This window comes from Streptomyces sp. NPDC030814 (assembly GCF_055572155.1).
Map to the genome: position 1 here is coordinate 503,393 of NZ_JBVIDX010000002.1, position 25,864 is coordinate 529,256.

General features: G+C 72.0%; 24 protein-coding genes, 1 tRNA gene and 1 pseudogene. 10 read left to right on the forward strand and 16 right to left on the reverse strand.

What is annotated here, in order from left to right; genetic code table 11:
- Positions 1 to 4: 4 nt before the first annotated feature.
- From ACZ43N_RS05540 to ACZ43N_RS05560, 5 genes are all read right to left on the reverse strand, one after another.
- Positions 5 to 1,006: a proline racemase family protein gene (locus ACZ43N_RS05540; protein WP_468095168.1), complete on the reverse strand. Its 1,002-nt coding sequence runs from the start codon at positions 1,004 to 1,006 to the stop codon at positions 5 to 7.
- 23 nt (positions 1,007 to 1,029) lie between these two features.
- Positions 1,030 to 1,944 carry a dihydrodipicolinate synthase family protein gene (locus ACZ43N_RS05545; RefSeq protein WP_468095169.1) on the reverse strand — a complete coding sequence of 305 codons (915 nt, stop codon included), beginning with the start codon at positions 1,942 to 1,944 and terminating at the stop codon, positions 1,030 to 1,032.
- 70 nt (positions 1,945 to 2,014) lie between these two features.
- A complete protein-coding gene (locus tag ACZ43N_RS05550) occupies positions 2,015 to 3,502 on the reverse strand; it encodes an FAD-dependent oxidoreductase (protein WP_468095170.1) in 1,488 nt (495 codons plus the stop codon).
- Entirely contained in the window at positions 3,492 to 3,791 is a 300-nt protein-coding gene (locus ACZ43N_RS05555; RefSeq protein WP_468095172.1) for a (2Fe-2S)-binding protein, read from the reverse strand. Before ACZ43N_RS05555 ends, ACZ43N_RS05550 begins: the two co-directional genes overlap by 11 nt.
- The gene (locus ACZ43N_RS05560) at positions 3,788 to 4,957 is read right to left on the reverse strand and encodes an NAD(P)/FAD-dependent oxidoreductase (protein ID WP_468095173.1); all 1,170 of its coding nucleotides are present in this window, start codon (positions 4,955 to 4,957) and stop codon (positions 3,788 to 3,790) included. Before ACZ43N_RS05560 ends, ACZ43N_RS05555 begins: the two co-directional genes overlap by 4 nt.
- A 194-nt stretch (positions 4,958 to 5,151) precedes the next feature.
- Here ACZ43N_RS05560 and ACZ43N_RS05565 point away from each other — a divergent pair, with 194 nt between their 5' ends.
- Together ACZ43N_RS05565 and ACZ43N_RS05570 are read left to right on the forward strand one after the other, a co-directional pair.
- Positions 5,152 to 7,008 carry a glycoside hydrolase family 15 protein gene (locus tag ACZ43N_RS05565; protein WP_468095174.1) on the forward strand — a complete coding sequence of 619 codons (1,857 nt, stop codon included), beginning with the start codon at positions 5,152 to 5,154 and terminating at the stop codon, positions 7,006 to 7,008.
- Positions 7,009 to 7,010: 2 nt separating this feature from the next.
- Positions 7,011 to 7,481, forward strand: a complete 471-nt coding sequence (locus tag ACZ43N_RS05570) for a potassium channel family protein (RefSeq protein WP_468095523.1) — start codon at positions 7,011 to 7,013, stop codon at positions 7,479 to 7,481.
- 265 nt (positions 7,482 to 7,746) lie between these two features.
- Here ACZ43N_RS05570 and ACZ43N_RS05575 read toward each other — a convergent pair whose 3' ends face one another.
- The 4 genes from ACZ43N_RS05575 to ACZ43N_RS05590 form a co-directional block, all read right to left on the reverse strand.
- Entirely contained in the window at positions 7,747 to 8,073 is a 327-nt protein-coding gene (locus ACZ43N_RS05575; RefSeq protein ID WP_468095175.1) for a DUF3140 domain-containing protein, read from the reverse strand.
- A gap of 50 nt (positions 8,074 to 8,123) precedes the next feature.
- Complete coding sequence (locus tag ACZ43N_RS05580) at positions 8,124 to 8,609, reverse strand: Dps family protein (protein ID WP_468095176.1); 486 nt, start codon at positions 8,607 to 8,609, stop codon at positions 8,124 to 8,126.
- Between the two features lie 21 nt (positions 8,610 to 8,630).
- Positions 8,631 to 8,933, reverse strand: a complete 303-nt coding sequence (locus ACZ43N_RS05585; RefSeq protein WP_055717376.1) for a WhiB family transcriptional regulator — start codon at positions 8,931 to 8,933, stop codon at positions 8,631 to 8,633.
- Positions 8,934 to 9,040: 107 nt separating this feature from the next.
- Positions 9,041 to 9,850 carry an alpha/beta hydrolase gene (locus ACZ43N_RS05590; protein WP_468095178.1) on the reverse strand — a complete coding sequence of 270 codons (810 nt, stop codon included), beginning with the start codon at positions 9,848 to 9,850 and terminating at the stop codon, positions 9,041 to 9,043.
- A 207-nt stretch (positions 9,851 to 10,057) separates the two neighbouring features.
- Here ACZ43N_RS05590 and ACZ43N_RS05595 point away from each other — a divergent pair, with 207 nt between their 5' ends.
- Positions 10,058 to 10,831 (forward strand): sulfite exporter TauE/SafE family protein, encoded by a 774-nt coding sequence (locus ACZ43N_RS05595; RefSeq protein WP_468095179.1) that lies wholly within the window; start codon positions 10,058 to 10,060, stop codon positions 10,829 to 10,831.
- On the opposite strand, the gene ACZ43N_RS05600 is transcribed toward ACZ43N_RS05595, so the two are convergent.
- The 3 genes from ACZ43N_RS05600 to ACZ43N_RS05610 all read right to left on the reverse strand — a co-directional run bounded on the left by ACZ43N_RS05600 (position 10,817) and on the right by ACZ43N_RS05610 (position 13,257).
- Positions 10,817 to 11,629 (reverse strand): HAD-IIA family hydrolase, encoded by an 813-nt coding sequence (locus ACZ43N_RS05600; RefSeq protein WP_468095181.1) that lies wholly within the window; start codon positions 11,627 to 11,629, stop codon positions 10,817 to 10,819. The two genes, ACZ43N_RS05595 and ACZ43N_RS05600, sit on opposite strands and share 15 nt — an antisense overlap.
- Before the next feature lie 154 nt (positions 11,630 to 11,783).
- Complete coding sequence (gene cobF / locus ACZ43N_RS05605) at positions 11,784 to 12,554, reverse strand: precorrin-6A synthase (deacetylating) (RefSeq protein WP_468095182.1); 771 nt, start codon at positions 12,552 to 12,554, stop codon at positions 11,784 to 11,786.
- Between the two features lie 175 nt (positions 12,555 to 12,729).
- Complete coding sequence (locus ACZ43N_RS05610; RefSeq protein ID WP_468095183.1) at positions 12,730 to 13,257, reverse strand: DUF309 domain-containing protein; 528 nt, start codon at positions 13,255 to 13,257, stop codon at positions 12,730 to 12,732.
- Positions 13,258 to 13,357: 100 nt separating this feature from the next.
- Here ACZ43N_RS05610 and ACZ43N_RS05615 point away from each other — a divergent pair.
- From ACZ43N_RS05615 to ACZ43N_RS05625, 3 genes are all read left to right on the forward strand, one after another.
- Positions 13,358 to 13,431, forward strand: a tRNA-Pro gene (locus ACZ43N_RS05615).
- A gap of 185 nt (positions 13,432 to 13,616) precedes the next feature.
- Positions 13,617 to 13,757 carry a hypothetical protein gene (locus ACZ43N_RS05620; RefSeq protein ID WP_468095184.1) on the forward strand — a complete coding sequence of 47 codons (141 nt, stop codon included), beginning with the start codon at positions 13,617 to 13,619 and terminating at the stop codon, positions 13,755 to 13,757.
- Positions 13,758 to 14,127: 370 nt separating this feature from the next.
- The gene (locus tag ACZ43N_RS05625) at positions 14,128 to 14,514 is read left to right on the forward strand and encodes a hypothetical protein (RefSeq protein WP_468095185.1); all 387 of its coding nucleotides are present in this window, start codon (positions 14,128 to 14,130) and stop codon (positions 14,512 to 14,514) included.
- 145 nt (positions 14,515 to 14,659) lie between these two features.
- Here the strand turns inward: ACZ43N_RS05625 and ACZ43N_RS05630 are convergent, their stop codons facing one another.
- From ACZ43N_RS05630 to ACZ43N_RS05640, 3 genes and pseudogenes are all read right to left on the reverse strand, one after another.
- Complete coding sequence (locus ACZ43N_RS05630; protein ID WP_468095186.1) at positions 14,660 to 14,887, reverse strand: hypothetical protein; 228 nt, start codon at positions 14,885 to 14,887, stop codon at positions 14,660 to 14,662.
- A gap of 36 nt (positions 14,888 to 14,923) precedes the next feature.
- Positions 14,924 to 15,952, reverse strand: coding sequence for a trypsin-like serine peptidase (locus ACZ43N_RS05635; RefSeq protein ID WP_468095188.1), 1,029 nt, complete (start codon positions 15,950 to 15,952; stop codon positions 14,924 to 14,926).
- Between the two features lie 872 nt (positions 15,953 to 16,824).
- A pseudogene (locus ACZ43N_RS05640) lies at positions 16,825 to 17,183 on the reverse strand (ISL3 family transposase); the annotation flags it as partial.
- Between the two features lie 855 nt (positions 17,184 to 18,038).
- Between ACZ43N_RS05640 and ACZ43N_RS05645 the strand changes: the two are divergent.
- Entirely contained in the window at positions 18,039 to 20,036 is a 1,998-nt protein-coding gene (locus ACZ43N_RS05645) for an ABC transporter ATP-binding protein (RefSeq protein ID WP_468095189.1), read from the forward strand.
- Here ACZ43N_RS05645 and ACZ43N_RS05650 read toward each other — a convergent pair.
- A complete protein-coding gene (locus ACZ43N_RS05650) occupies positions 20,024 to 21,889 on the reverse strand; it encodes a helix-turn-helix domain-containing protein (protein ID WP_468095191.1) in 1,866 nt (621 codons plus the stop codon). The two genes, ACZ43N_RS05645 and ACZ43N_RS05650, sit on opposite strands and share 13 nt — an antisense overlap.
- Before the next feature lie 181 nt (positions 21,890 to 22,070).
- Between ACZ43N_RS05650 and ACZ43N_RS05655 the strand changes: the two genes are divergently transcribed.
- From ACZ43N_RS05655 to ACZ43N_RS05665, 3 genes are read left to right on the forward strand one after another with little or no spacing between them, the layout of a single operon-like run.
- Positions 22,071 to 23,825 carry an FAD-dependent oxidoreductase gene (locus ACZ43N_RS05655; protein ID WP_468095192.1) on the forward strand — a complete coding sequence of 585 codons (1,755 nt, stop codon included), beginning with the start codon at positions 22,071 to 22,073 and terminating at the stop codon, positions 23,823 to 23,825.
- An 18-nt stretch (positions 23,826 to 23,843) separates the two neighbouring features.
- Positions 23,844 to 24,788, forward strand: a complete 945-nt coding sequence (locus ACZ43N_RS05660) for a dioxygenase family protein (RefSeq protein WP_468095193.1) — start codon at positions 23,844 to 23,846, stop codon at positions 24,786 to 24,788.
- Positions 24,788 to 25,852, forward strand: coding sequence for a maleylacetate reductase (locus ACZ43N_RS05665; protein ID WP_468095525.1), 1,065 nt, complete (start codon positions 24,788 to 24,790; stop codon positions 25,850 to 25,852). The genes ACZ43N_RS05660 and ACZ43N_RS05665 overlap by 1 nt, the downstream gene beginning before the upstream one ends.
- The last annotated feature ends 12 nt before the right edge of the window (positions 25,853 to 25,864 follow it).

Sequence of the window (25,864 nt, forward strand, 5' to 3'; positions counted from 1 at the left end):
AATCCTAGAGGACGAATCCGGCGGGGAACGGGTCGGTCGGGTCGAGCAGATACTGGGCCGTGCCGGTGATCCAGGCGCGGCCGGTGAAGCTGGGCAGCACGGCCGGGATCCCGGCCACCTCGGTCTCGCCGAGGAGGCGTCCGGTGAAGTGGGTGCCGATGAAGGACTCGTTCACGAACTCGGTGTGCAGCGGGAGTTCGCCCCGTGCGTGCAGTTGCGCCATGCGCGCGCTGGTGCCCGTACCGCAGGGCGAGCGGTCGAACCAGCCGGGGTGGATGGCCATCGCGTGCCGCGAATGCCGGGCGGTGGCACCGGGCGCGTACAGATGGACGTGGTGGACGCCGTGGATCGACGGGTCCTCGGGGTGGACGGGCTCCTCCTCGGCGTTGATGGCGTCCATCAGGTCGAGGCCCGCGCGGAGGATGTCGTCCTTGCGGGCGCGATCGAAGGGCAGCCCGAACTCCGCCAGCGGCAGAATGGCGTAGAAGTTCCCGCCGTACGCCAGGTCGTAGGTGACCGTCCGCCCGTCCGGCAGGGTGATCTTGCGGTCGAGGCCGACGGAGAACGAGGGCACGTTTCGCAGGGTGACCGCCTTCGCCGCGCCGTCCTCGACCGCCACTTCGGCGACGACGGGCCCGGCCGGGGTGTCGAGCCGGATGGTGGTGACCGGCTCGACGACCTCGACCATGCCGGTCTCGACCAGGACCGTCGCCACCCCGATCGTGCCGTGGCCGCACATGGGCAGATACCCGGAGACCTCGATGTAGACCACGCCCCAGTCGCAGTCGGGGCGGGTGGGCGGCTGCAGGACCGCACCGCTCATCGCCGCGTGACCGCGCGGCTCGTTCATCAGCAGCTGCTTGACGTCGTCCCGGTGTTCACGGAACCACAGCCGCCGTTCGTTCATGGTCGCGCCGGGAATCGTGCCGATCCCGCCGGTGATCACCCGGGTGGGCATGCCCTCGGTGTGCGAGTCGACGGCGTGCAGGACGAGCTTGCTGCGCATGACCGTTCTCCTTTCCGCGCGCGTTACGCGAGCCCCGCGGCGACGGCCTTCTCGGTGGCGGACCGGATCACGGCCTCCTGCTCCGGCAGCAGTTCCACCCGCGGCGGCCGGCAGCGCCCGCCGTGCCGGCCCACGATGTCCATGGACAGCTTGATGGCCTGCACGAACTCGACCTTGGAGTCCCAGCGCAGCAGCGGGTGCAACTGCTCGTACAAACCCTTCGCCGTCGCGAGGTCCCCGTCCACCGCCGCGTGGTACAGCTCCACGGTCGCGGCGGGCAGCGCGTTCGGGTAACCGGCGACCCAGCCCTTGGCGCCCGCCAGCGCGAGCTCCAGCAGCACATCGTCGGCGCCGATCAACAGATCCAGCTCGGGGGCGAGTTCGGCCAGCTGGTAGGCCCGGCGCACATCCCCGGAGAACTCCTTCACGGCCCGGATGTACCCCTCGCCGTACAACTTGGCCAGCAACTCCGGGACCAGGTCGACCTTGGTGTCGATCGGGTTGTTGTACGCCACGACGGGTACGCCCGCCTTCGCGACCTCCGCGTAGTGCGCCAGCACCGAACGCTCGTCGGCGCGGTACGCGTTCGGCGGGAGCAGCATCACCGAGGCGCAGCCGGCGTCCCGGGCCTGCTCGGCCCAACGACGGGACTCCGCGGAACCGTACGCGGCGACGCCCGGCATGACCCGCGAGCCGCCGATCGCCGCCACGGCCGTCTCCACGACCCGCGCGCGCTCCTCGGGCGTCAGCACCTGGTACTCGCCGAGGGAGCCGTTCGGAACCACACCGTCACAGCCGTTCTCGACCAGCCAGGCGCAGTGCTCGGCGTACTTGTCGTAGTCCACCGACAGATCGTCGCGGAGGGGTAGTGCGGTGGCGACGAGGACGCCTCGCCAGGGGCGGATTCCGGTACCGGTCGAGCGCGCGGAAGTGGTCATCTGCGGTTCCCTCCATGGGATGTGACATGGTACTGGCGACTGTTCGGACGAGCGGCTTGTCGACGACGGCTCACTCCACGGGCGGACCTCCCGACTCCCCGGTCTCCCCGGCGCGCGCCAGCACACCGAGCGGCACGGGCCGCGCGAACGGCCGCCGGGCCACTTGCTCCGCGCACCCGGCGAGCCCCACGACCGCCGGCCCGCACATCCGGCCCTGGCACCAGCCCATCCCGGCCCTGGTGAGCAGCTTCACCGTCCGGACGTCCCCGGCCCCCAGCTCCCCGACGGCCTCACGGACCGCCCCGGCGGTGACCTCCTCGCACCGGCAGACCACCGTGTCGTCGGTGACCTGCTCGGCCCAGTGCGCCGGCGGCACATACACGGTGTCGAGCGCGGCGAAGAACTCCCGCAGCCGCGTACGGGACCTGGCCGCCGCCGCCCACTCCCGCGGATCCGGTTCCCGGCCGTGGAGCCGGGCCGCCGCCGACCGCCCGGCGACATGCCCCTCGGCCAGGGACAGGGCCGCGCCGCCGATACCGGTGGCCTCGCCCGCCGCCCAGACGCCCGGCACGTCCGTGCGCTGCTCGTCGTCCACCGCCACCTTCGTGCCGTGGGCGTCGACAACACGGCAGCCCAGGGACTCGGCGAGGTCGGTGTGCGGGACCATGCCGTGCCCGACGGCCAGTGTGTCGCAGCGCACGCGCCGTTCACTGCCGGGCCGGACCCGCCCCTCGGCGTCCAGCGCGGCCACGGTCACGGCCTCCAACCGGTCGGTGCCGTGCGCCTCGACCACGGTGTGGCGTACGAGGGTCCGCACCCGTCGGCGCACCAACTCGACCGCGTACCCGGCCCCTTCGGCCAGCTTGTCCACCCGGCCCGCGAACCTCCCGGCCCGCCGGACGAGCGCCGTGGGATCGGCCGACTCGACCAGCGCGGCCACCCGGACACCGGCCGCCGCGAGCCCGGTCGCGACCGGCAGCAGCAACGGCCCCGTCCCGGCGACGACCGCCGTACGGCCGGACACCACGAGCCCGCCCTTCAGCATGGCCTGCGCGCCCCCGGCGGTGACCACACCCGGCAGGGTCCAGCCGGGGAAGGGCAGTACCTTCTCGTAGCCGCCGGTCGCGAGCACGACGGCGTCGGCCCGCACCTCGACGGGTTCCTCCTGGCCGGGGCCGAGCAGGGCGTGCACGGTGAAACCGCCGGGGGCGTCGGCGGGCCGCCGACCCGGGGACCCCTCCGGCCGCCGCTCCACGCACCACACGTGGTGGTCGGGGAGATGGGTGATGTTCCCGGCGGCGACGTGCTGGGCGAAACCCTCGCGCAGCCGCCGCCAGGTCCGCCACTGGTGGTGGAGCGACTGCGGACGCCGAGCCCCGAGCGCCGCGGCGGGCTGCCGGTAGAACTGGCCGCCGGGCGCCTCCGCGGAGTCGACCACCGTCACGTGCACGCCCCGCCCGGCAGCGGCCAGTGCCGCGGCGAGGCCCGCCGGCCCCGCGCCGACGACCGCGAGACGGGGCGGCGGTCCACCGCGCGGCCCGACCGCTTCAGTGCCCATGCCCCGTCCCCTCCTGTGTGCGGATCGCGTCGCCCGGCCGGACCGGCACCAGACAAGCCCGTTGGTTGGGGCGGTCGTTGACGGTCACCAGGCAGTCGAAGCAGACGCCGATACCGCAGAACACCCCGCGCGGGCGGCCCTCGCCCCGGGTGGTGCGCCAGGACGTCACCCCGGCGGCCCAGAGCGCCGCCGCGACCGTCTGACCGGGCAGAGCCTCCAGTTCACGACCGTCGAAGGTGACGGTGAAGGCGGGGCCCGGTTCGGCCTCCGCCAGCTCCAACGGATTCATGCCCCCTCCTCCTCCTCCTGCGCCGCGAAGCGTTCCGGGCGGAACGGTGCGAGGTCCAGATCGGGGGTTCCGCCGCCGAGCACCTGGGCGATCAGCCGACCCGTCCCGGTGGCGAGCCCGATGCCCGCCCCTTCGTGCCCGCACGCGTGGAACAGCCCCGGCACCCGCGGGTCCGGCCCGATCGCCGGCAGATGGTCGGGCAGGTACGGCCGGAACCCCACGTACGTCCGCATCGCGCGCACCCGCTCCAGGAACGGGAACAACCGGGTCGCGCCCGCCGCGAGCGCCCGTACGACGGGCAGCGAGAACGACCGGTCGAAGCCGACCCGCTCCCGGCTCGCCCCGATGAGCACCGGCCCGGCGGCCGTGCCCTCGACGACCGGGGAGGTCTGCAGTGCCGCCGAGTCGCTGGCCACGTCGGCCACGTAGTCGGCGGCGTACACCTTGTGCCGTACCAGGGGCGGGAGCGGCTCGGTCACGAGGACGAAGCCACGCCGGGGGAGCACGGGGAGCCGGACCCCGGCGAGCGCGGCCACCTCGCCGCCCCAGGTGCCGGCGGCGTTCACCACCGCCGGGGCGTGGATCTCGCCCCGGTCGGTCCGTACGCCGCGCACGGCGCCGGCGGGCGTGCGCGGCACCTCGGTCACCGTGCGGCCGGTGAGCAGGCGGGCGCCCGAGGCCCGGACGAGTTGGGCTGCGGCCAGGGTCGGCATCACCTGAGCGTCCTGCGGGTAGTAGACGCCACCCGCGAGACCATGGGCCAACTTCGGTTCGAGATCACGGAGTTGCCGGTCGGTGACGGTCTCCGCCGCGACCCCGGCGGTGCGCTGCCCGGCCGCGAACTCCTCCAGCGCGACGAGTCCCTCGGACGTCGAGGCGACCACGAGCCCGCCCTTCGGGTCGTACTCGAACGCCGTCCCGAGGCCGGGTTCGCAGGCCAGCTCGGTCCACAGGCGGTGGGAGAGCAGGGCCAGTCCGAGCTCGGGGCCGGGTTCCTTGTCCGAGACCAGGAGATTGCCCTCGCCCGCCCCGGTCGTGCCGCCGGCCACGGGGCCGCGGTCCAGCACGGTCACGTCCAGACCCGCCCGGGCCGCGTACAGGGCGCAGGCCGCGCCCACCATTCCCGCTCCGACAACCACGACGTCGCAGGTCAGTCGCTCGGTCACGTCAGTACTATGTCACATGGCGCTGGGTCTCGGAATAGCACGGACGAAGACACGACGGACGTCGTCGTCCCCGCCGCCCCCGCGTCCCGACCCGGGGTACGCCCCGCGCTTCTCGGGCTCCCGCGTCCTCACCGCGGCAACTCGAACGCCCCACCCCGCATGCCCCCGCTCCCACCGGCCCCGACACTGACCCCATGCCAGGACAAGCCCCCGGCGCCCGGTCGGGACCCAGCCCCATCGAGGACTACGCCCTGATCGGCGACCTCCTCACCGCGGCCCTGGTCGCCAAGGACGGTGACATCGACTGGCTCTGTCTCCCCCGCTTCGACTCACCCGCCTGCTTCGCCGCCCTGCTCGGCGACGAGGACAACGGCCGCTGGCGCGTCGCCCCCGAGGGGCAGAGCGGCGCGGTGGCCCGCCGCCGCTACCGGGAGGACACGCTCATCCTGGAGACGGAGTGGGAGACTTCCGCCGGCCGGGTCCTGGTCACCGACTTCATGCCGCCGCGCGGCGAGGACGCCCCCTGCGTCGTACGGATCGTCGAGGGCCTCTCCGGCGCCGTGGACATGCGCACGGAGCTGCGACTGCGCTTCGACTACGGCCGGATGCTGCCCTGGATGCGGCACAAGGACGGACAACTGACGGGCATCGCCGGTCCCGACGCGGTGTGGCTGGGCACGCCGGTCCCGCTGACCGCGCACGGCACCTCCCACCGCGCCACTTTCCGCGTCGCCCCCGGCGAGCGCGTTCCCTTCGTGCTCGTCTGGCGCCCCTCGCATCTGCCGGCCCCCGAACCGGTCGACGCCTTCGACGCGCTGGCCGCCACCGAGACGTACTGGCGGCTGTGGCTGCGCCGACTGACCTATGCCGGCGCGTACCGCGACGCCGTCGCCCGCTCCCTCATCACGCTCAAGGCCCTCACGTACGAGCCGACCGGCGGCATCGTCGCCGCCCCGACCACCTCCCTGCCCGAGGAGATCGGCGGCGTCCGCAACTGGGACTACCGCTACTGCTGGCTGCGCGACGCCGGGATGGCGCTGGAGGCGCTGCTGCGCAGCGGGTTCACCGCGGAGGCGGACGCCTGGCGCGGCTGGCTGGCCCGGGCCCTCGCGGGCCGGCCGGAGGACGCACAGATCATGTACGGCATCGCCGGGGAGCGGCGGCTCACCGAGTGGGAGGTCGACTGGCTGCCGGGCTACGAGGGGTCGCGCCCGGTGCGGATCGGCAACGCGGCCGCGGCCCAACGGCAGCTCGACGTGCCCGGTGAGGTGATGGACAGCATCCATCTGTCCATCGGCTGCGGCCTGCGACCGCGTCGGCACATGATCGAGCTCCAGGCGGTCCTCCTCGACCACCTGGAGCACGCGTGGACCCAACCCGACCAGGGTCTGTGGGAGATGCGCGGCACCCCACGCCACTACACGCACTCCAAGGTGATGTGCTGGGTCGCCTTCGACCGGGCGGTCCGCCTGGCGGAGGCACCCGACCGCCCCGGCCCGGTGGAGCACTGGCGCCGGATCCGGGACCGCATCCACCGCGAGGTCTGCGAGCGCGCCTTCGACCCGGACCGGGGCACCTTCACCCAGTCGTACGGCTCCCGCGAACTCGATGCCGCACTGCTGCAGATCCCGCAGACCGGGTTCCTGCCGCCCGACGACCCCCGCGTCGTCGGCACCGTCGAGGCGGTACGCCGCGAACTCCTCGTCGACGGCCTCGTCGCCCGCTACTCGGCGGGCGGCCCCGACTCCCCGGACGGTCTCACCGGAGGCGAGGGCGCCTTCCTCGCCTGCTCCTTCTGGCTCGCGGACGCCCTGCTGTCGATCGGCCGCGAGGACGAGGCGCGCGCCCTGTACGAACGGCTGCTCGGCCTGCGCAACGACGTCGGGTTGCTCGCCGAGGAGTACGACCCCCGCGCCCGCCGCCAGCTCGGCAACTTCCCGCAAGCGTTCACGCACGTGCCGCTCATCAGGGTCGCCTACGAACTCGACGGGCACGCCACCCATGCCCGCCGCGGCCACCCCGAGGCCCCGCCAGCGGCGGGGGAGGGGTGACCGTGCTGCCGGGATTCCTCACCAGGGCGGTCGACCTCCTGCTCGGCCGGGACGGCCGGAGCCGCCCCCTGCACCTGAAGGCGGCGGGCGGCGCCACCGTCGTCCTCGTCGTGGTGATGCTCCTCGGCTCCTGGGCGGTGACCGCCGCCGAGCGGGGCGCCGCGCGCGCCAACCTCACGTCGTACCCGAAGGCTTTGTGGTGGTCCATCGAGACGGCCACGACCGTCGGCTACGGCGACTTCTACCCGGTGACCTTCTGGGGCCGGGTCGTCGGCGCGGTCGTCATGGTCGTCGGCATCACCACGTACGGCATGGTCACGGCGGCCATCGCCACCTGGTTCGTGGGCCGGGAGCAGAAGCGTCATCAACTCGCCCATCACGCACACGACTTGTGCGACGAGACCGCCCGCGCCCTGCACGAGCGCTTCGACCGGCTGGAGGGAATGCTCACCCGTGGAGGGGATCCCGACTGAGCCCCCGTGACCACTCCTCAAACATCCGCTTGACGCGGGCCCACCGGAGATCGACACCCCGTCGCGGGACATTTCCTGGTGAACAGGTAGGAGATGAATAGGTAGGGGATGATGGGGGCTTGGAGCGGGTGGTGACTCGTGTGCGCACGCCGGCAGTCCCCCCCGCTGACCTCCCGCCGTCACTTCGACCTGCTGCGCGTCCGCAGCGTCCACGCCGAGGCGGCGCCCGCGGCTCGCGGGCGCCGCCGATGGGGGGCAGGGGACCCTACGCCCTGAGCGGGTCGTGTCCGAGCGTCATCAGCCGGTGGCGGCGGTGCGTGCCGTCCGCGTCCGGCTCGTGCTCCCGGTGCGCGTCGACCGAGTCCACGACCTCGTACATCACCCGGATGTCGTCCTCGGTGAGATCCGTGATCCGCTTCTGCAGGATCTCCAGCACCTGCCGGCCGGTGGGCGACCCCGGCCGCCCCGCCGACGGTTCCGTCTCCTCAGCGGCGTACCGGGTCCGGAGCCAGACCTCCAGCTCCTGCGAGGTCATGTTCACCACGCGGTGGAACTCGTCCCACAGCGCGTCCCGTTCCAGGGCGTCGGTCATCGCAGCCCCCTTCGCTGCTCGGTGCTTGCATGCGGCCTCGCGTGCCGGGCTCAGGCGTCCTCGCGCGGCCAGTTCTCCGCCTCGAACATCCAGCGCTGCTTCTCCAGTTCATAGGTGATGGAGATCAGGAGGTCCTGTGTCACCTTGTCCGTGTCCTCCGTGGCGTCGATGCGCTCCCGCAGCCGTCCGACGGCCGCCTCCAGCGCCTCCACAAGGAGCCGCACGACCTCGTTGTCCCGCAGCCAGCCCTCCTTCGGGCCCTGCAGGGCGAACCTGGCCGCGACGGTCTCGGGACGGCCGTCGGGCGCGACACCGAGCGCCGCCGCGCGCTCCGCGACCTGGTCCGCGAAAGAGCGGGCCGTGGAGACCACCTCGTCGAGTTGGAGGTGGATCGAACGGAACCTCGGGCCCACGATGTTCCAGTGGGCCTGCTTGCCGATCAGCGACAGTCCCAGCAGGTCGACCAGGGTCTCCTGCAGTGCGTCCCCCGTGACCCGGAGAGCCGGCTCGGGCAGTGTGCTCCTCACTATCGTCATCAGGCGCAACTCCTCATCGCATCAATGGCGCGTCATCGCTTCATGGCGCGTCGCCCCGTGTCGCGCCAACGCTTCGTGCCGGGCCGCCTCGACGCTCCCGGCCGTGCGGAGCAGTGCGGTGCGTTCCGCCTCGCACATACCGCCCCACACGCCGGACGTCTGCCCGCTGCCGAGCGCCCAATGCAGACACTCGCGCAGCACGGGGCACCGGGCACAGACGCGCTTGGCGGCCTCGATGTCGTCGAGCGCCGGTCCTGTGGTGCCCACGGGGAAGAACAACTCGGGGTCCTCGCCCACGCAGGCCGCTTGCCGCAACCACTCCATGCGAGGCCGGGTGCCCAGGACGGATAGGGGGAAACGCGGCGAGTCACAGCCGTGGACGCAGGTCTTCCGCCTCCCGGCGCACCCGCGCCCCGGACACCGTCCACTCCTCAGCGCGCGAGCACGCCGTCCACGAACTCCCTGACATCCGCGAGGACTTCGTCCCGGTTCGTCTCGTTGAACACCTCGTGCCGGGCACCCGGGTACACCCGCTCGGCCCACACCGTGCCGCGCAACTGCTCGATGCCGGTACGGGTGCCGGGCAGCGGCACGATCCGGTCGTCGTCGCCGTGCACCCACAACAACGGCAGCGCACCGACGCTCCCGTTCTCGGAGATCGCCACGAGCGTGCGCTCGAAGGCCTCCAGCGTCACCCGCTTGAACGGACCGTGCCACACCAGCGGATCGTTCGCGTACGCGGTGCCGACCGCCGTATCCCGCGACAACTGCTTCGGATCGAGCGGCACTTCGGGCACCTCCGGCGGCGCGAGCAGCGCCCCCGGTACCTTCCAGTCACCGATCACCGGCCCGGACAGCACGAGCGCGGCCAGCCCGGCACCGTACCGCTGGGCGTACCGGGCGACGATCAGACCGCCCATCGAGTGGCCGATCAGCACCACCGGCACCCCCGGGTACGCGGTTCTGGCCAGTTCCTCCACCGTGTGCACATCGGTGACCACGTCCTCGAAGTCCTCGATCAGCACCCGCTCGCCCGCCGACCTGCCGTGCCCCATGTGGTCCGGCCCGAACACCGCCGCGCCGTGGGCGACCAGGGCGTCCGCCACATGCTCGTACCGGCCGATGTGCTCGCCGTAGCCGTGGACCAGGAGCGCCACGTACCGCGCTCCCTGCCGCGGCCACTCCCGTGCGGTGACACCACCCCGGACACCGGCGAAGGCGTGCTCCCGCGAGTCGGCCATGACTCCTCCCACTGCGTCGGTGAAGGTGACCCGGTGGATCTTGCCAGGCGGCTCGGCGACGGTCCATGGGCCGACCGGGACCGCGGTGTCCCGTCCGCACGGACCCCGGGCCGTGCCGGACGATCCCGTCAGCACGGTCCCGCTCGGGGCCGACTGGCGAGACGGTCCTGTCGGGGACCGATAGGTGCGCATAGCATCGGTCCCCGCATGAACACGATCTCTCTCTGGCACCTGTCCACGGCCGAGTTCGCCGCACTCGCCTTCGCGGCCCTGCTCGTCGGCTTCTCCAAGACCGCCGTGAGCGGCGCCAACACGGTCAGCCTCGCGATCTTCGCGGCCGTGCTGCCGGCCCGCGCCTCGACCGGCGTCCTCCTGCCGCTCCTCATCGTCGGGGACGTCCTCGCCGTGCTGACCTACCGCCGGCACGCCCACTGGCCCACCCTGTGGCGGCTCTTCCCCGCCGTCGGGGCGGGCGTCGTGTTCGGCACGCTGTTCCTGATGTGGGCCGACGACCGGATCGTACGGACCTCGATCGGCGCGATCCTGCTGCTGATGACGGCGATCACGGTGTGGCGCCGCCGTACCCCCGACCAGGACGACGAACCGGACTCCGTCATGACCCGCGCCGGCCGCGTCAAGGCCCGCTCGTACGGGGTCCTCGGCGGCTTCACCACCATGGTCGCCAACGCCGGCGGCCCCGTGATGTCCCTGTATCTGCTGTCGGCGGGCTTCCGGAAACTCGGCTTCCTCGGCACGTCGGCGTTCTTCTTCCTGATCGTCAACGTCTCCAAGGTCCCCTTCAGCGTGGGCCTGGGCCTCATCGACGGCCCCTCCCTGCTGCTGGACGCGGCACTCGCCCTGTTCGTCGTGCCCGGCGCCCTGCTCGGCAAGTGGGCGGTGCACCGCATCAACCAGCGCCTCTTCGAGCAACTGGTGATCGCGGCCACAGTCCTCGGCGGCCTCCAGCTACTGTTGCGCTGACGACGTCCCCTCGCCGAGCCCCAGCAGCTCGGGCAGATCCGCGAACGAGTCCACCACATGGTCGGGGCTGCCGCTCGCGGCGCGATGCGTCTGCGGCAGATACTTCCCGGTCCTGACGAGCACCCCCGTGATACCCGCCCGCTGCGCCGCCAGTACGTCCGACTCGATGTCGTCCCCGACCATCAGCGCGTCCCCGGCCCCGACGCCGAGGTGTGCCAGCGCCGCCTCGAAGAACGCGCCCGACGGCTTGCCCGTGATCTCGGCCTCCACCCGCGCCGCCCGCTCCAGCCCGGCCACGAACGCCCCGGCGTCCAACTGGAGCCCCTCGTCCGTCCGCCAGTAGAGATTGCGGTGCATCGCGACCAGCCGGGCCCCGCGCTGGAGATGCCCGAAGGCCCGGTTGAGCGCCTCGTAGTCGAAGCCGGGCCCCGCACCGCCGACGATCACCACATCCGGATCCCCCTCGTCGTCGCCGGTCAGCCGGACCCCGGCGAGGTCCTCGCGGATGTCGTCACCGCTGTTCAGCAGCGCGCAGCGCGCTCCGGGGCAGTGCCGGGCGAGATACGCGGCGGTCACGGCCGGCGCGGTCAGGATGTCGTCGGCCGCCACGGGGAACCCGGCGCCCGTGAGGACCCCGGCGATCGACGCCCGCGTACGGGACGTCGTGTTGGTGACCAGCGCGACCCGCAGACCGGACCCGCGGATCTCCCGCAACGCCTCGACCGCGCCCGGCAGCGGTTTCCACGAGACGGTGAGCACGCCGTCGATGTCGACCAGAACAGCATGTTTCGAGGGCATACCGGGACGATACCCAGGCGGCAGCCGCAGTCACGGGCGTCGACACCGGGCACCGCGCCGGACGGGAGCCCGGCCCCGTCCGTCCGGCCGCTCTCCCGTCAGTTCCATACCGGAACGCTCCGCGCGGTTACCGCAGGCGCCCACCGTGCCGGACTCATCCCTCGCGGTGCCTGCGCAGCAGATACGTGTCCATGATCCAGCCCTTGCGTTCCCTGGCCTCGGCGCGCAGCCGCTCGATCCGGGGCGCGGTCTCGGCCAGGGGACCGGAGACGAGGATCTCGTCCGGGGTGCCCAGGTAGGCGCCCCAGTAGACGTCGATGTCCTGGTCGGCGTACCGCTTGAAGGCCTGGTGCGCGTCGAGCATCACGACGACGTCGTCCACGTCCTCGGGGAACCCCTCGGCGAGCCGTCGCCCCGTGGTGATCTGCAGGGGCCGGGCGACCCGGTTGAGCCCCGTCCGATGCCGTGCTGCCAGCGCCGAGACACTGCTGATCCCCGGCACCACGTCGTACTCGAACGCCACGGTGCCCCGCCGCAGCACCTCCTCCAGGATGCCGAGCGTGCTGTCGTACAGTGCGGGGTCCCCCCACACCAGGAACGCGCCCGTCTCCCCCTCACCCAGTTCCCGCTCGATCAGCCGCCCGTAGAGATCCGCACGCGCACCGCGCCAGTCCCCGACGGCGGGGGAGTACGCCGCACCCCCGGCGCTCCGGTCCCGCTCCGGGTCCCGTGCCTCCACGAGCCGGTACGACCCCTCCGGCACATGCGCGTCCAGCATGTCCCGACGCAACCAGGTCAGCTCCGCCTTCGCCTCCCCCTTGTCCAGCAGGAAGAACACATCGGTCCCCCGCAACACCCTGACCGCCTGCAACGTCAGCTGCTCCGGGTCACCCGCCCCGATCCCGACGACATGAATCCTCCGCACACCGAGAGTCTGCCGCACGGCCCGGACAGCGGAGGAACCGCGTCCGCAACGGCCTCCGGGTGGGCAGGGGAGAGGGGGCTCGTGCCGGTGCCGCTGGGCTCGGCCGGCGAACCGCTCGACACCTCCCGCCTGACGGGGACCGCGCCGGGAGGTCGGTCCACCGGCCGCCGCGCCGCTACCGGGGCCCGCCTCCCCGCAGGCGCGGCGCCCAGGTCTCCGCGTCCACCGGCTGCCCTTCCCCCTCCACGACTCCGGCCAGCTCGCGCGCCCAGGCCGCCACCGACGCCAGGTCGATGCCGTACGGCCGCTCCCGCCCCTCGGCCCCGGCCCACTCCTCGACCGCCCCCGCCCCGCGCCGTAGCAGCCGGGCGCCGCCCTTGGCGTTTCCGCGTGCCGAGTGCGTGAGCCCGACGGCGAGCTGGGCGAGCCCCCGCCACAGGGCACGTTCCTCCTCGGGCCCCGACTTCCAGGCGTCCTCGAAGACCTCGTGCGCGTGAAACGGCTTCCCCGCGTCCAGCAGCGTCTGCGCCTCCGCGACGGTCTCCTGCGGCCCCCGTACGACTCCCTCCGGCTGCCGCTCCACACCATCCGCGCCGTACGGCAACGGTCGCCCCAGCCCGTCCCGCGGCCGCGCGTTCCGCGCGCGCCCCTCCGGGTCCCGGTCCCGCCGCCGTGTCGCCCCGCCGTCCGAAGTCGCGTCCATGCCCCGATTGTCCCTCGCCCCTCACCGGCCACAGGGCACCGGCCGACGTACGGTAAAGTTCTGTCTGCGCGATCACGCGGTTCCACCGCGGACAGCGCACCGGGACGTGGCGCAGCTTGGTAGCGCACTTGACTGGGGGTCAAGGGGTCGCAGGTTCAAATCCTGTCGTCCCGACTCGTATGAGTCGCAGGTCAGGGCCGGTTTCGGAGGCATCCGAAACCGGCCCTTGATCATTTTTGGGGACCAGTTGGAACAGCGTCACCGGGTCCAACGCGTGACGCAGCTCCAGCTTCGGGATCTTCAGCGCGGCCCAGGTCTTGGGGCCCGGGATCCCGTCCGGGCAGCCGCAGCGGGCTGCCGTGCTGGGCCAGATTCTGGAGGCACACCAGTCACCGGAGGACCAGGCCACCGTCATCGACGTGCCCAGAGGCATGCTGGAGGAGATCCTCCCCACCCCGAAGACCGTACCGGCGGTACCCGTCGGTAGTGACTGGCCCTGACCGTCCGGGCCGCGCAGCGCGCGCGTGCGGCTCTGGGGAAGCGAGTTCGGCGCCTCGCTCAACCGGCCGGTTCCCCCGCCGGCGAGCGGGGCCTGCCCGGCACGATCTCGGTGTCGATGGCCCCGGGGTCCGCCGACTACGCCACCACCTCGGGGGCCGGCGGGCGCGACGACAAGGCGCGCGACACGTCCACCGTCTCGCCCACCGTCTCGGCCCCGGTGTCGACCGCTTCGGCTCCCAAGGCGACGGCCTCAGGGACCGGTGACGCTCAACTGCCCCAGGGCCGAAGGACACGGATTCCGGCGACCTGCTGACTCCGGACGGTATCCGCACCACGATCACGGGGTTCAAGGAGGAGACCGGCCGGAACATGTTCGGTGACTTCTCGGTCTACCCGGACTTCGTTTCGGCTCAGCTCATGGGCAAGGGCAGTGACACGAAGTACGACACCTACACCTACCGCCCGGGGCAGGGCGTGGAGAAGGGCATCATCAAGGGCACGCTCGTCGGCGGCGAACAGCCCGTCACTCTCGACGACTTCGATCGGGACAAGGTCCCCGCGCCGCTCGAGGAGGCGGACAAGAAGCTCGACGTCGACGATCCCGAGAACCGTTACCTGCTGGTCAGACAGCCCAACGACATCTTCGACACCTCGGCCGGGATGGCCGTCCACCTGAGCGACGCGTACAACCGTCCGGGCTATCTGGAGGCGGACACCAACGGCAAGGTGACCCGGGTGATGCCCTTGGAGGGCTGAACCCGGGCCTGGGAGCCGGTGCGGCGCGCTCATCGGCTCCTCGGCCTTCGGGAGCCGACGCGCAACGCCCCGGGGCTGCGGGGGAGGGTGTGATGCCACCCGCCCGCGCCCCGGGGCGCCGTGCTCGTGCCGGACGCGCCGGCCGTCAGTTGTCTTTCGGCATGGGCGCGTCCTGGGCTTTCCTCATCCGCTCAGGCGTCCAGTAGTCCCGGACCTTCTCCGGATCCTGCCGTACCTCGTTGACGGTGGTGCCCGAGTCGGGCTGCGGCTCGGGTTCTGCCGCGGTGGCCGCGGTGCGCCAGGCGGTCACCGCGACGACGGCTGCGACGAGGGCGGCGGCTGCCGCCCAGCGGCTCAGACTGCTGCGACGCACAGGACTTCTCCTTGTCCGATTCCGGTGTCGGATCTGTCAGGTTACGCCGCCCTGGGCGTCGTACATGCCCTTGACGCCGTCATCGAAGTAGGAAGACCTGTTCCAGCCGTCGGAGTTGACCGTGCTCGTCACCCCGTTGACGGAACCGAGTCCGTTCGAGTCGTTGAACTCACGCAGCCATGGTCCACCACTGGAACCGCCGCCGAAGTTGCACTGGAGCTCGATGCGACCGTCACTGACTGCCCGTGTCGTGCCCGTGCACGCCCATTGGATCTCCCCGCCGTCGTGGTTCCCGGGGTAGCCGAGGATCGTGACGGCCTGTTGGCGTGAGAAGTTCCAGCTCATTCCGTGACCGCCGGTGACATTGACGATCTTGTTCCCGTTGAGCGGCCAGGTGGTCACCATCGCCACGTCCCGCCTGAGATCGCTGTCATTGATCCAGGCGGTGAAGGTACGCATCTGCTTCGCGGCGAAAGTGCCGAAGGGACGCGCCCCGGAGCGGTAACGCGGTACGTAGACCCAGTTGGTCATCCAGGTACCGCCCCTGCCGCCGTGCACGCAGTGCCCGGCCGTGACCACCATCTGCTTCGAGCTGCTGTTCAGCGCGCTCGCCGAACACGCGTAGGTGCCGCCGTTGCTGGGGTCGGTGAAGAACACCTTGCCCACCGCGGCGGATTCGTTGATACGCGGTGCCTTGATGTCGGAACGCGCTGGGGCGGACGGAATCGATCCCGGCTTCCCGGTGGGGCCGGCCGACTTCGCGGCGTCCGGGGTCGGCGCGGCGGGCGCCTTGTCGAGCGAGACGGCCTTCGCCATCCGCTCCGGCGTCCAGAAGCGCTCCAGCGCGGCGATGTCCTTCGCCGAGTCAACCGGAGCGCCGTTCGACAGCCGTGCCGACCGACCGACGCTCGCCGCCTCGCTCCCCGAGGCGGTGAGCGCACCGGCGGTGGCCCGACTCTTTGCCGCGGCCTGGGCGGGTGCCGCCTCGGCGGCCGTTCCCGCACCGGTCAATGCCAGTACGGTGGCCGCGGCCAGCGGGAGTATCGAGTGTCTGAGACTGCGCACTAACTGCTCCTTCGATCGTCGTTGGAGTGCGTTCGTTGCGGTGCGCTCGCTGCACGGCTGTCGTCGCCGTGCGTGCGTTGCACAGCTGTCGCCGCCGTGCCTGCTACTGAGGCATGGCCGATCAGCGTGTGGAGAACAGCGAACCTAGGTGGGTCGAGTACATGCCAAACAGCCTCAGTTCGGCCGCGCTGCTCCCCGCCGCGAGGGCCCCATGTATTCGGTCGGTCCGAATCGCCGCTTGCTTCACGGATCGCCGAGTCCTGGGCGATGCCGTGTCGTCGGTCGTGCACGCTCTCGGGTGAACAGCATGCGGACGGGCAGGTTGCGCCCGGGGCGATCGGGACGGTCACGCCCGGCCGACACCGATGACACACCGATGACGGCACCGCGGTCGCACGTCGGTCTGACCGCTAATCGGCCGGGCACGAGGTGCGTCAGGGCAACCGTGACGAACACCAATGGCTGGTTTACGCCCTCGGTGGACGGTCCGGTCCTCGCTCCCGAGCGTGGAGGGCGGATGTCACAGTAGGTACGACATCAGCGAACTTGGGGACCCATTCGGGTTGGACGCAGGCAAGTTGCCAGTTATCGGCGCCAGTTGGCACATCACGGTGTGTAGTGCTGTGCGGTGTCCGGATTTCACCCGTACGGAGCGACAGCGTTGACCCTCGCGCGGCAGGGGGTCGAGATCACGCTCGTCGCGTTGAGAACGTCTTGGGGTCGCCTTGGGAGCGTCTTGGGATCGCCATGGGGTCGTCGTGGAGAAGTGCGTTCAGCGCCGGTCGGGACAGGGGCTGGACGGGCCGGTCAGCTCGGGTTCCCGACCTGCTCGCCGCGACACCCGGGGGCCCGATCCGTAACCGCGTCACCGTCATGCGGTGGGACGGGAGTTGCAGGGCGCGCAAAGACGTGTAACGCGACAGACCCACCGCGGGTATCGCCGGCAGACGTGCCCGGCCCGGCCTGCCAACTCCTTGACCACAGCCTTGACCTGCCTGGTCAGACGGGTCGTACGCCGCTGGTGTCGGTCAAGTACGCCAGGCACCTGCTCGCGGAAGGTCTGCCGGCAGCCGCGCGTGGGGCACACCAGGCGCCTCACCCGCACACGGACCACCCCCCGACGCTCGTCGACCGGCACATCGGCCACCGTCCGCCAGTGACACCCGTGCACGCCTCCGGACGAGATCCCGTACACCGGGCAGACCGCAGTGTCCTGCGGTGTCCGAGTTCTTGCGCAGGTCGTGCAACGTCCGGTTCGACCCCAGCAACGCGTTGGCCCGGCCGAACATCGCGCGCGCCGCGTGGTGGGTCAGCGGCTGAAACGGCGGCCGCAGCGTCCACCACAACCACCGCCCCGCACTTCGCGGCACCCCCGCCCGCCACGCCTCCTCCTGATGCAGGCGCAGCCACACGAACGCGTCGGCTGACGACGGCATCTGCCGGCAGGCGAAGCCGAGCTGACCGGCTCCGTGACGACCATGAACGAAGCTGTCCGTGCCCGCCGGGACGTGCTGGCTACGACCGGTCGTCGCCACAGTGAATATGATCAGCGCCTTCCGGCTCGGCCGGTACCGTCGAGGCCAGAGGCGCGTTGAAGGATGCCCTTTGAGTCTCTGCCTGACTGAGCGGGGACCCCTTGCAGAGAAGGCGCAAGGGCTTCGTCGACCCTGCTGCTGTGGGGACCAGTTGGGGACCACACGACGTGCGTGACCCTGAAAAGCACGCGCGCGGATGCCTGTTCTTCACGGTAGTTCTGCCCGTTATGTGCAGGTAGTTCCTGCGGTCATCACTCCTGGGGGTCAAGGGGGCGCAGGTTCACATCCTGTCGTCCCGACGGTGCAGGAACAGCGGGTCCGCCGAACACGGCGGGCACGCTGTTCGTTTTGCCGCCGCGAACGACATGGCCGGATTGAATCGCATCCGTGTGCGGCCCGTCGCCGACAGGGGGAAAAGGCTTGGACCTCGTGCGTCCCGGCACGGAAGACTTCGGTTCCTGCCCTGTTTGTACGCGTATGGCGCCGCCGTTCAGGCAGGGCATTCCCCCAAGAGGCTCGTGGCGCACCGCCACACGACACACAGGGGCGGAATGGGATCACCTGAATCACGCACAGCACTGCCGGGCAAGGGCCCGGTCCTCCTCGCACTCCGCTACTACGGACGGGAACTGGCCCGGCTGCGGTTGCTGGCCCTCCCCGGCATGCTCCTGCCGGCCCTCGGCAACATCGGCATCTACTACGTCGCGCCGCTGGTCGTCGCCAAACTCGTCGGCCGTATCGCCGACGACGCCGATGTCACCGTCGGCTCGACGCTGCCCTACATCCTCGGCTTCGCGGGCGTCCTCCTGTTCGCCGAGACGCTCTGGCGCCTCGGCCTGCACTGTCTGAACCGTCTCGACGCCCTCGGCATCGAGCGCCTGTACATCATCGGCATGGACGAACTGTTCGCCAAGGACGCCGCGTTCTTCCACGACAACTTCGCCGGTTCACTGACCAAACGGGTCCTGAGCTTCGCCTCCCGCTTCGAGCAGTTCGTCGACACCCTGACGTTCTCCGTCCTCGGCAACTTCGTGCCGCTGCTGTTCGGTGCGGTGGTCCTGTGGCGCTACGAACCGCTGCTCGTCGCCGGGCTCCTGGTGATGATCGCGCTGACGGCGGTCTGCGTGGTGCCCCTCATCCGCCGCCGCCAGGCCCTGGTGGGCCGGCGCGAAGAGGCCATCGCCCGGGTGTCCGGCCATGTCGCGGACAGTCTGATGAACATGGACACGGTCCGCGCCTTCGCCGCCGAGGAGCGGGAGGCCGCGGAGCACCGGTCCCGGGTCGCCGAGTCCCGGCGGCTCTCCCTGCGCTCGTGGGACTACGGCAACCTCCGCATCGACACCCTGGTCGCCCCGCTGTCCGTGCTGACCAATGTGCTCGGCCTGGTGCTCGCCATCGCCCTCGGTGCGGGCGGGAACGGCGTGGAGGCGGTGGTCGTCGCCTTCACCTACTACACCAACGCGACGCGGATCATGTTCGAGTTCAACCAGATCTACCGCCGTATGGAGAGCGCGATGACTGAGGCCGCGCAGTTCACCGACCTGCTGCGGGACCCGCCGACCGTGCTCGACCCGGCGGAGCCGGAGCCGCTGCGGCCCGGCCCCGCCGACGTGCGCTTCGAGAAGGTGACCTTCGCCCACGCGGGCGCCGAACCGCTCTTCCGGGGCCTCGACCTGACGGTGCCCAGCGGGGCGAAGGTCGGTCTCGTGGGCCGGTCCGGCGGCGGCAAGACGACGCTCTCCCGGCTCCTGCTGCGCATGACGGACATCGATGCCGGCCGAATCCTCGTCGGGGGCCAGGACATCAGCCGGTTGCGCCAGGCCGACCTGCGCAGCCTCATCGCGTACGTGCCGCAGGACCCGGCGATGTTCCACCGCACCCTGCGGGAGAACATCGCGTTCGCCCGGCCGGACGCCACCGAGGCCGAGATCCGCCGGGCGGCGGAGGCGGCCCACGTCACGGAGTTCGCCGACGCCCTGCCGGACGGCTTCGAGACGCTGGTGGGCGAGCGCGGCGTCAAACTGTCCGGCGGACAGCGCCAGCGGGTCGCACTCGCCAGGGCGATCCTGCGCGACGCGCCGATCCTGCTGCTCGACGAGGCGACCAGCGCCCTCGACTCCGAGAGCGAACTCCTCGTGCAGGAGGCACTGTGGCGGCTCATGGAGGGCCGCACGGCGCTCGTGGTCGCCCACCGGCTGAGCACGGTCGCCGGCATGGACCGGCTCGTCGTCCTCGACCGCGGCCGGATCGTCGAGCAGGGCACGCACCAGGAACTGCTCAGCTCCGACGGCGCCTACGCGAAGCTGTGGCAGCACCAGTCGGGCGGCTTCCTCGACGACGGCCCGACGGACGTCGCCCTGAATGCCCCCACGGACGACAGTTCGACCGACGACAAGCCCATGGACAACCAGCCCGCCGACATCCAGCCCGCCGACATCAGGCCGGCCGATGTCGAGCCCGCCGCAATCAAGAGCCCTGATCGCCCGTCCCCCGACGAGACCCCCGCCCCCGACCGGCCCGCCGATCCGCTGGGCGTTCAGCCCCGGTAGCCCCGTAGCTTCCGGTACAGCGTGGCGCGGGCGATGCCCAGGGCCGCTGCCGTACGGGCCTTGTTGCCGCCGTGGCGGTGGAGGGCGTCCAGGATGGCGGCGCGCTCGGCGTGCTCCATCGGGCTGAGTTGTCGGGCGGCGGGGCCCTCCCGTACCGGGTCCGGCAGCTCGGCCCGCCGGACGGGTCCCGTGGCCCGGCGCTGCTCGGTCAACGCCCGCACCAGGTGCACCAGTTCGGTGACGTTGCCCGGCCACGGGTACCGTTCCAGAGCGCGCAGCGCGTCCAGGGTCCAGGTGAGCGGCGGTTCCCCCGGCGCCGGCAGGGGCGTGAGGGAGCCGAGCAAACCCCTGATGTCCTCGGGCCGTTCGCGCAGCGCGGGCAGGGTGACCGAGCGTGCCGCCAGGCTGTCCAGCAGCCGTTGGAGGCAGGGGCCGGGAGGGCCACCGGGAGTGTAGGTCACCAGCAGGGGCGCCACAGGAGACGCTTCGAGGAGCGCGTTGAGGGCCGCCACATCACGCTGCGTCAGGCGCTCGGCATGCCGGAGCAGTACTGCCTGACCGCCCGTCAACGCGTCCAGCGCCGCATCGACCTTGCCCTCCGCCGCGTCCGCCGTCAGCAGCGGGCCCACGGCCAGTTCCCGGGCGAGAGACGCCTTCCCGGTGCCGCGCTCCCCGACGAGCAGCAGCGGCTCGGACGACGACCGCGCCAGCTTGGCCGCCCGGTCGACAGCGTGCCGCCAGGCCACCGAACGCCCGGCCGCCACGTCGCCCCCGACACCGTGCCCGCCCGCGGATCCGCGGCCCCGCTCCTTCGCCCCGGCAGCCGCCCGCCCCACCGGCTCCAACACGGCGACCACCCCGATCACCGCACCCCGGTGCGTCACCGGGGTGAGGGTCGCGCGACACTTCGCCCCCTCCGGCAACGGGACGGAGTAGGAGGAGGGGGCCGCCACGGACGGGGACGGCGAGACGGCGAAGGCCACCCCTCCCACCGCGGCGACGGCACTGCGCTCCAGTGCCTCCAGCCCCTCCGGCGACAGCAGCCGCCCCGCGGCCTCGCTGACCAGCCGGCTGCGTCCGTCCAGGGCGACGACCGCACGCCCCGACCCCGGGCGCCCGCGCCCGCCGGACTCCCGCCGCCGACCCGCCTCACCCTCCTGCCCGTGGCACCCGGCACCCCCCAACGCCGCCACATACGCGTCCAGCAGCACCCGTTCCGCCCTCTGCGACCGGGCGAGGAGTTCCGCCTCGACGGCGTCGGCGGCGGCCTCGGCGAGGGCGGCGCCGGGATGCGGGCCGCACTCCGCGCAGAGCGTGGAGGCCACGGTCACCGTGCCCAGCGGCCGCCCGGTGCCGGGGGTGAGCACCGGCACGCTGACCGCCGAGACGTCCTGCCAGAGGTCGAGGAAGTGTTCGGGTCCGTGGACCTCGGCGCGTCGGCGGGTGCTCAGCGCACGGGCCGCGCTGTTGACGCCGACCGCCTGCTCGGAGAGGTCGAAGCGGCAGAGGTCGTCCCGTCCGCCCCCGGTCGCCCACAGCACCCGCAGCCGCTCGTCGGTGAGCAGGAGGGCCGCCTGTTCCGCGCCGAGGGCGGGCGCGATCCGTTCGAGGACCGGCCGGGCCGCCGCCAGCAGGGCCGACTCCTCCGCTCGTACGGGAGGCCGGGCAGCATGAGGGAACGGGTCCCGCACGTCGTGTCGTACGCCGAAGAACCGGGCACGCTTCCAGGCGGCGACGACCTCTTCCGGTACGTCGTCCGGCAGTTGCCGCCCCAGCAGGAACAACTCCCGGGCCCTGCGCAGCGAGGTGAGGGTGGGGCGGACGGAGACGGAGGGGGGCTCTGTGGTGGTCACGACACCACTCACCGTACCGGCACAGGTTGAATGAGCAACAAGCACCCCGTTGCCGTACTCCGTGGCGTGGCAGCCCGACGCGGACGCCGCACTGTCTCGAATTGAGACACCCGGGGTCCCGGACACCCGCCCATGATCTTGGACGGTCGGTGCCTGTTCTCATGTCCTTGGAGCGTTCCCCGTGCACACCGTCGACCCCGATGTCGTGACCGACGTACTGATCGTGGGCAGTGGCCCAGCGGGCGCCTCCGCCGCGCTCGCACTGAGCACGTACGGCGTGCCGAACACCGTCGTCACCCGCTACGCGCGCCTCGCCGACACGCCCCGCGCGCACATCACCAACCAGCGCACCATGGAGGTGCTGCGGGACCTCGGTGTCGAGGACGAGGTCATCGCGAAGGCCACCCCACAGCACCTGATGGGCGACACGACCTTCTGCACCAGCCTCGCCGGCGAGGAACTGGGCCGGGTCCGCTCCTGGGGCAACGACCCGCTCGTACAGGCGGCGCACGACCTCGCCAGCCCCACCCGCATGTGCGACATGCCCCAGCACCTCATGGAACCCGTCCTGATCGACGCGGCGGTCGCCCGCGGCACCAACCTGCGCTTCAGCACCGTCTACAAGTCCTTCGTCCAGGACGCCGACGGCGTCACGGTCACCGTCGAGGACCGGCTGCGCGGCGACGAGTACACCATCCGCGCCAAGTACCTGATCGGCGCCGACGGCGGCCGCTCCCAGGTCGCCGAGGACGCGGGGCTGCCCATGGGCGGCCAGATGGGCGTGGCCGGGAGCATCAACATCGTCTTCGACGCGGACCTCACGAAGTACACCGCGCACCGGCCCTCCACCCTGTACTGGGTGCTCGCGCCGGGCGCCACCGTCGGCGGCATCGGCGCGGGCCTCGTGCGCTGCGTCCGGCCCTGGAACGAGTGGCTGATCGTCTGGGGGTACGACGTCACCGCCGGCGCCCCCGACCTCACCACCGAGTACGCCGAGTCCGTCGTCCGCAAGCTGATCGGCGACGACGAGATCCCGGTGACCATCAAGTCGTCCTCCGCCTGGACGGTCAACGAGATGTACGCCGAGACCTACTCCAACGGCCGGGTCTTCTGCGCCGGCGACGCCACGCACCGCCACCCGCCGTCCAACGGCCTGGGCTCCAACACCTCCATCCAGGACTCCTACAACCTGGCCTGGAAGCTCAAGCTCGTCCTCGACGGCACGGCCTCCCCGAAGCTCCTGGACACCTACACCGCCGAGCGCGCCCCGGTCGGCCGACAGATCGTCACCCGCGCCAACAAGTCCATCGGCGAGACCGCGCCCGTCTTCGAGGCACTCGACGGGCTCTCCCCGCAGACCCCCGAGCAGCTGTGGGCCAACATCGCCGCCCGCAAGGACGCCACCGCCGCCGAGAAGCAGCGGGCGAGACTGCGCGAGGCCATCGCGTTCAAGGTGTACGAGTTCAACGCGCACGGCGTCGACCTCAACCAGCGGTACACCTCGGAGGCGATCGTGCCCGACGGCACCCCCGACCCCGGTTTCGACCGCGACCCCGAGCTGTACCACCAGCCCCGCACCCGGCCCGGCGCGAAGCTCCCGCACGCCTGGATCACCTCCGGCACCCGCACGCTCTCCACGCTCGACACCGTCGGACAGGGCCGCTTCACCCTGATCACCGGCATCGGCGGCGACCACTGGACTCGGGCGGCCGAGGCCCAGGATCCGGCGATCGCGACCGTCGTCATCGGCCCCGGCCGGCAGTACGAGGACCCGTACGGCGACTGGTCGCGGCTCAGCGAGGTGGCCGACGGGGGAGCCCTGCTCGTCCGCCCCGACGGGTACGTCGCCTTCCGGCACGCCACGGCGGCCGCGTCCGCCGAGGACGCCGAGCGGTTGCTGACGGAGGCGGTGCGACGGATCCTCGGACATGCCTGACGGGAAGGATGCCCGGACATGACCACCGAATTCACCACCCGGATCACCGAAGCGGTCGTCGACAGCCTGGACGGCACTCCCGACCCCCGCCTGTTCGAGCTGCTGGCCGCCCTGACCCGCCATCTGCACGCCTTCGTCCGTGAGACCGAGCCGACCATGGCGGAGTGGGAGCAGGCCATCGCCTTTCTCACCGCGACCGGACAGGCGTGCACCGACACCCGGCAGGAGTTCGTCCTCCTCTCGGACGTACTCGGCGTCTCGATGCTCGTGGAAACGATCAACAGCGAGCGGGCAGCGGACGGGGGCGACGGGGACGGCAACGGCGAACGGGGCGAGCCGGGCGACGGGGAACGCCGGCGCGGTGGCGTGACCGAGTCGACCGTCCTCGGCCCCTTCCACATGACGGAGTCCCCGGCCCGTGCCCTCGGTGCGGACATCGACCTGGTCGGCGGCGGCGAACCATGCGTGATCAGCGGGCGCGTGCTGTCACGGGACGGCACCCCACTGCCCGGCGCGGTCCTCGACGTCTGGCAGGCGAACGCCGAGGGCTTCTACGACGTGCAGCAGCCGGACGTGCAGCCGCCGGGCAACGGGCGCGGACTGTTCACGACGGACGCCGAGGGCCGCTTCTGGTTCCGCACCTGCGTGCCGAGCCCGTACCCCATCCCGACGGACGGCCCGGTCGGCGCCCTCCTCCGGGCCACGGCCCGCCACCCCTACCGCCCGGCCCACATCCACTTCATCGGCTCGGCCGAGGGGCACCGGACGGTCACCACGCACATCTTCGTGGCGGGCAGCGACCACCTCGACTCGGACGCGGTGTTCGCCGTCAAGGAGAGTCTCGTCCAGGACTTCGCCGAGACCGACGACCCCGCGCTGGCCCGGGAGTTCGGCACCCCCAACCCGTTCCGGCACGCCCGCTTCGACCTCGTGCTCGACACCCTCGACCGGGAGGGACCGTGATGGAGTTCGTCCACGAGTCCCCGCCCATGCGGGTCGTCCTGCGTCCCGGCGCCTCGGTGACCGCCGTGCCCGGAGAGGCCGAACACCTGGGTCTGCGACGGCTGTTGGTCGTGTCCGGCCCGCGGGGCGCGCGGACCGCCCGGGCCGTCGCGGACTCACTGGGCGGCGCCTGCGCCGGGCTGCACACCGAGGCCCGTATGCATGTGCCCGTCGAGGTCGCCGAACGGGCCGTGGAGGTGGCGCGCGCCGCCGGTGCCGACGGTTGCGTGGCCGTGGGCGGCGGCTCCGCGATCGGCCTGGGCAAGGCCATCGCCCTGCGCACCGGCCTGCCGCTGATCGCGGTGCCGTCGACGTACTCCGGCTCGGAGATGACCCCCGTCTGGGGCCTGACCGAGCACGGTGCCAAACGCACCGGCCGCGACCCGTCCGTCCTGCCCCGCAGCGTCGTCTACGACCCCGAGCTCACCCTCTCCCTCCCCGTGCAGCTGACCGTGACCAGCGGCATCAACGCGGTCGCCCACGCGGCGGAGGCCCTCTACGCTCCGGACGCCACCCCGCTGGTGTCGCTGACCGCGGCGGAGGGCGCACGGGCCATGACACGCGCGTTGCCCGAGCTGGCGGCCGACCCGCAGGACGTCGACGCCCGGGGCAGCGCGCTCTACGGCGCCTGGCTGTGCGGCGCCGCGCTCGGCGCGACCACCATGGGCCTGCACCACAAGCTCTGCCACGTCCTCGGCGGCACCTTCGGCCTGCCGCACGCCGAGACCCACACGGTCGTCCTCCCGTACGCGCTGGCCCACAACGCGCCCGCCGCTCCCGAGGCCCTCACGGAGCTCGGCCGGGCCCTGGACACCGACGACGCCCCGTACGCCCTGTGGGAGCTGTCCGGCCGCCTGGGCGCTCCCCGCTCCCTCGCCGAACTGGGCATGGAGAAAGCCGACTTGGCCGTGGTCGCGACCCAGGTGGCGGGACAGGCGTACCCCAACCCCCGCGAGGTCACCGAGGCGGGCGTGCTGGACGTACTGAGAGCGGCGTACGCGGGCGGCCGGCCGTCACCCACCTGACCCATCCCCACC

Bases quoted from the DNA above. Each gene is read 5' to 3' on its own strand.
- ACZ43N_RS05540 (WP_468095168.1), bottom strand. From the start codon at position 1,006: ATGCGCAGCAAGCTCGTCCTGCACGCCGTCGACTCGCACACCGAGGGC.
- ACZ43N_RS05545 (WP_468095169.1), bottom strand. From the start codon at position 1,944: ATGACCACTTCCGCGCGCTCGACCGGTACCGGAATCCGCCCCTGGCGA.
- ACZ43N_RS05550 (WP_468095170.1), bottom strand. From the start codon at position 3,502: ATGGGCACTGAAGCGGTCGGGCCGCGCGGTGGACCGCCGCCCCGTCTC.
- ACZ43N_RS05555 (WP_468095172.1), bottom strand. From the start codon at position 3,791: ATGAATCCGTTGGAGCTGGCGGAGGCCGAACCGGGCCCCGCCTTCACC.
- ACZ43N_RS05565 (WP_468095174.1), top strand. From the start codon at position 5,152: ATGCCAGGACAAGCCCCCGGCGCCCGGTCGGGACCCAGCCCCATCGAG.
- ACZ43N_RS05575 (WP_468095175.1), bottom strand. From the start codon at position 8,073: ATGACCGACGCCCTGGAACGGGACGCGCTGTGGGACGAGTTCCACCGC.
- ACZ43N_RS05580 (WP_468095176.1), bottom strand. From the start codon at position 8,609: ATGACGATAGTGAGGAGCACACTGCCCGAGCCGGCTCTCCGGGTCACG.
- ACZ43N_RS05585 (WP_055717376.1), bottom strand. From the start codon at position 8,933: ATGGAGTGGTTGCGGCAAGCGGCCTGCGTGGGCGAGGACCCCGAGTTG.
- ACZ43N_RS05590 (WP_468095178.1), bottom strand. From the start codon at position 9,850: ATGGCCGACTCGCGGGAGCACGCCTTCGCCGGTGTCCGGGGTGGTGTC.
- ACZ43N_RS05595 (WP_468095179.1), top strand. From the start codon at position 10,058: ATGAACACGATCTCTCTCTGGCACCTGTCCACGGCCGAGTTCGCCGCA.
- ACZ43N_RS05600 (WP_468095181.1), bottom strand. From the start codon at position 11,629: ATGCCCTCGAAACATGCTGTTCTGGTCGACATCGACGGCGTGCTCACC.
- ACZ43N_RS05610 (WP_468095183.1), bottom strand. From the start codon at position 13,257: ATGGACGCGACTTCGGACGGCGGGGCGACACGGCGGCGGGACCGGGAC.
- ACZ43N_RS05625 (WP_468095185.1), top strand. From the start codon at position 14,128: ATGTTCGGTGACTTCTCGGTCTACCCGGACTTCGTTTCGGCTCAGCTC.
- ACZ43N_RS05645 (WP_468095189.1), top strand. From the start codon at position 18,039: ATGGGATCACCTGAATCACGCACAGCACTGCCGGGCAAGGGCCCGGTC.
- ACZ43N_RS05660 (WP_468095193.1), top strand. From the start codon at position 23,844: ATGACCACCGAATTCACCACCCGGATCACCGAAGCGGTCGTCGACAGC.
- ACZ43N_RS05665 (WP_468095525.1), top strand. From the start codon at position 24,788: ATGGAGTTCGTCCACGAGTCCCCGCCCATGCGGGTCGTCCTGCGTCCC.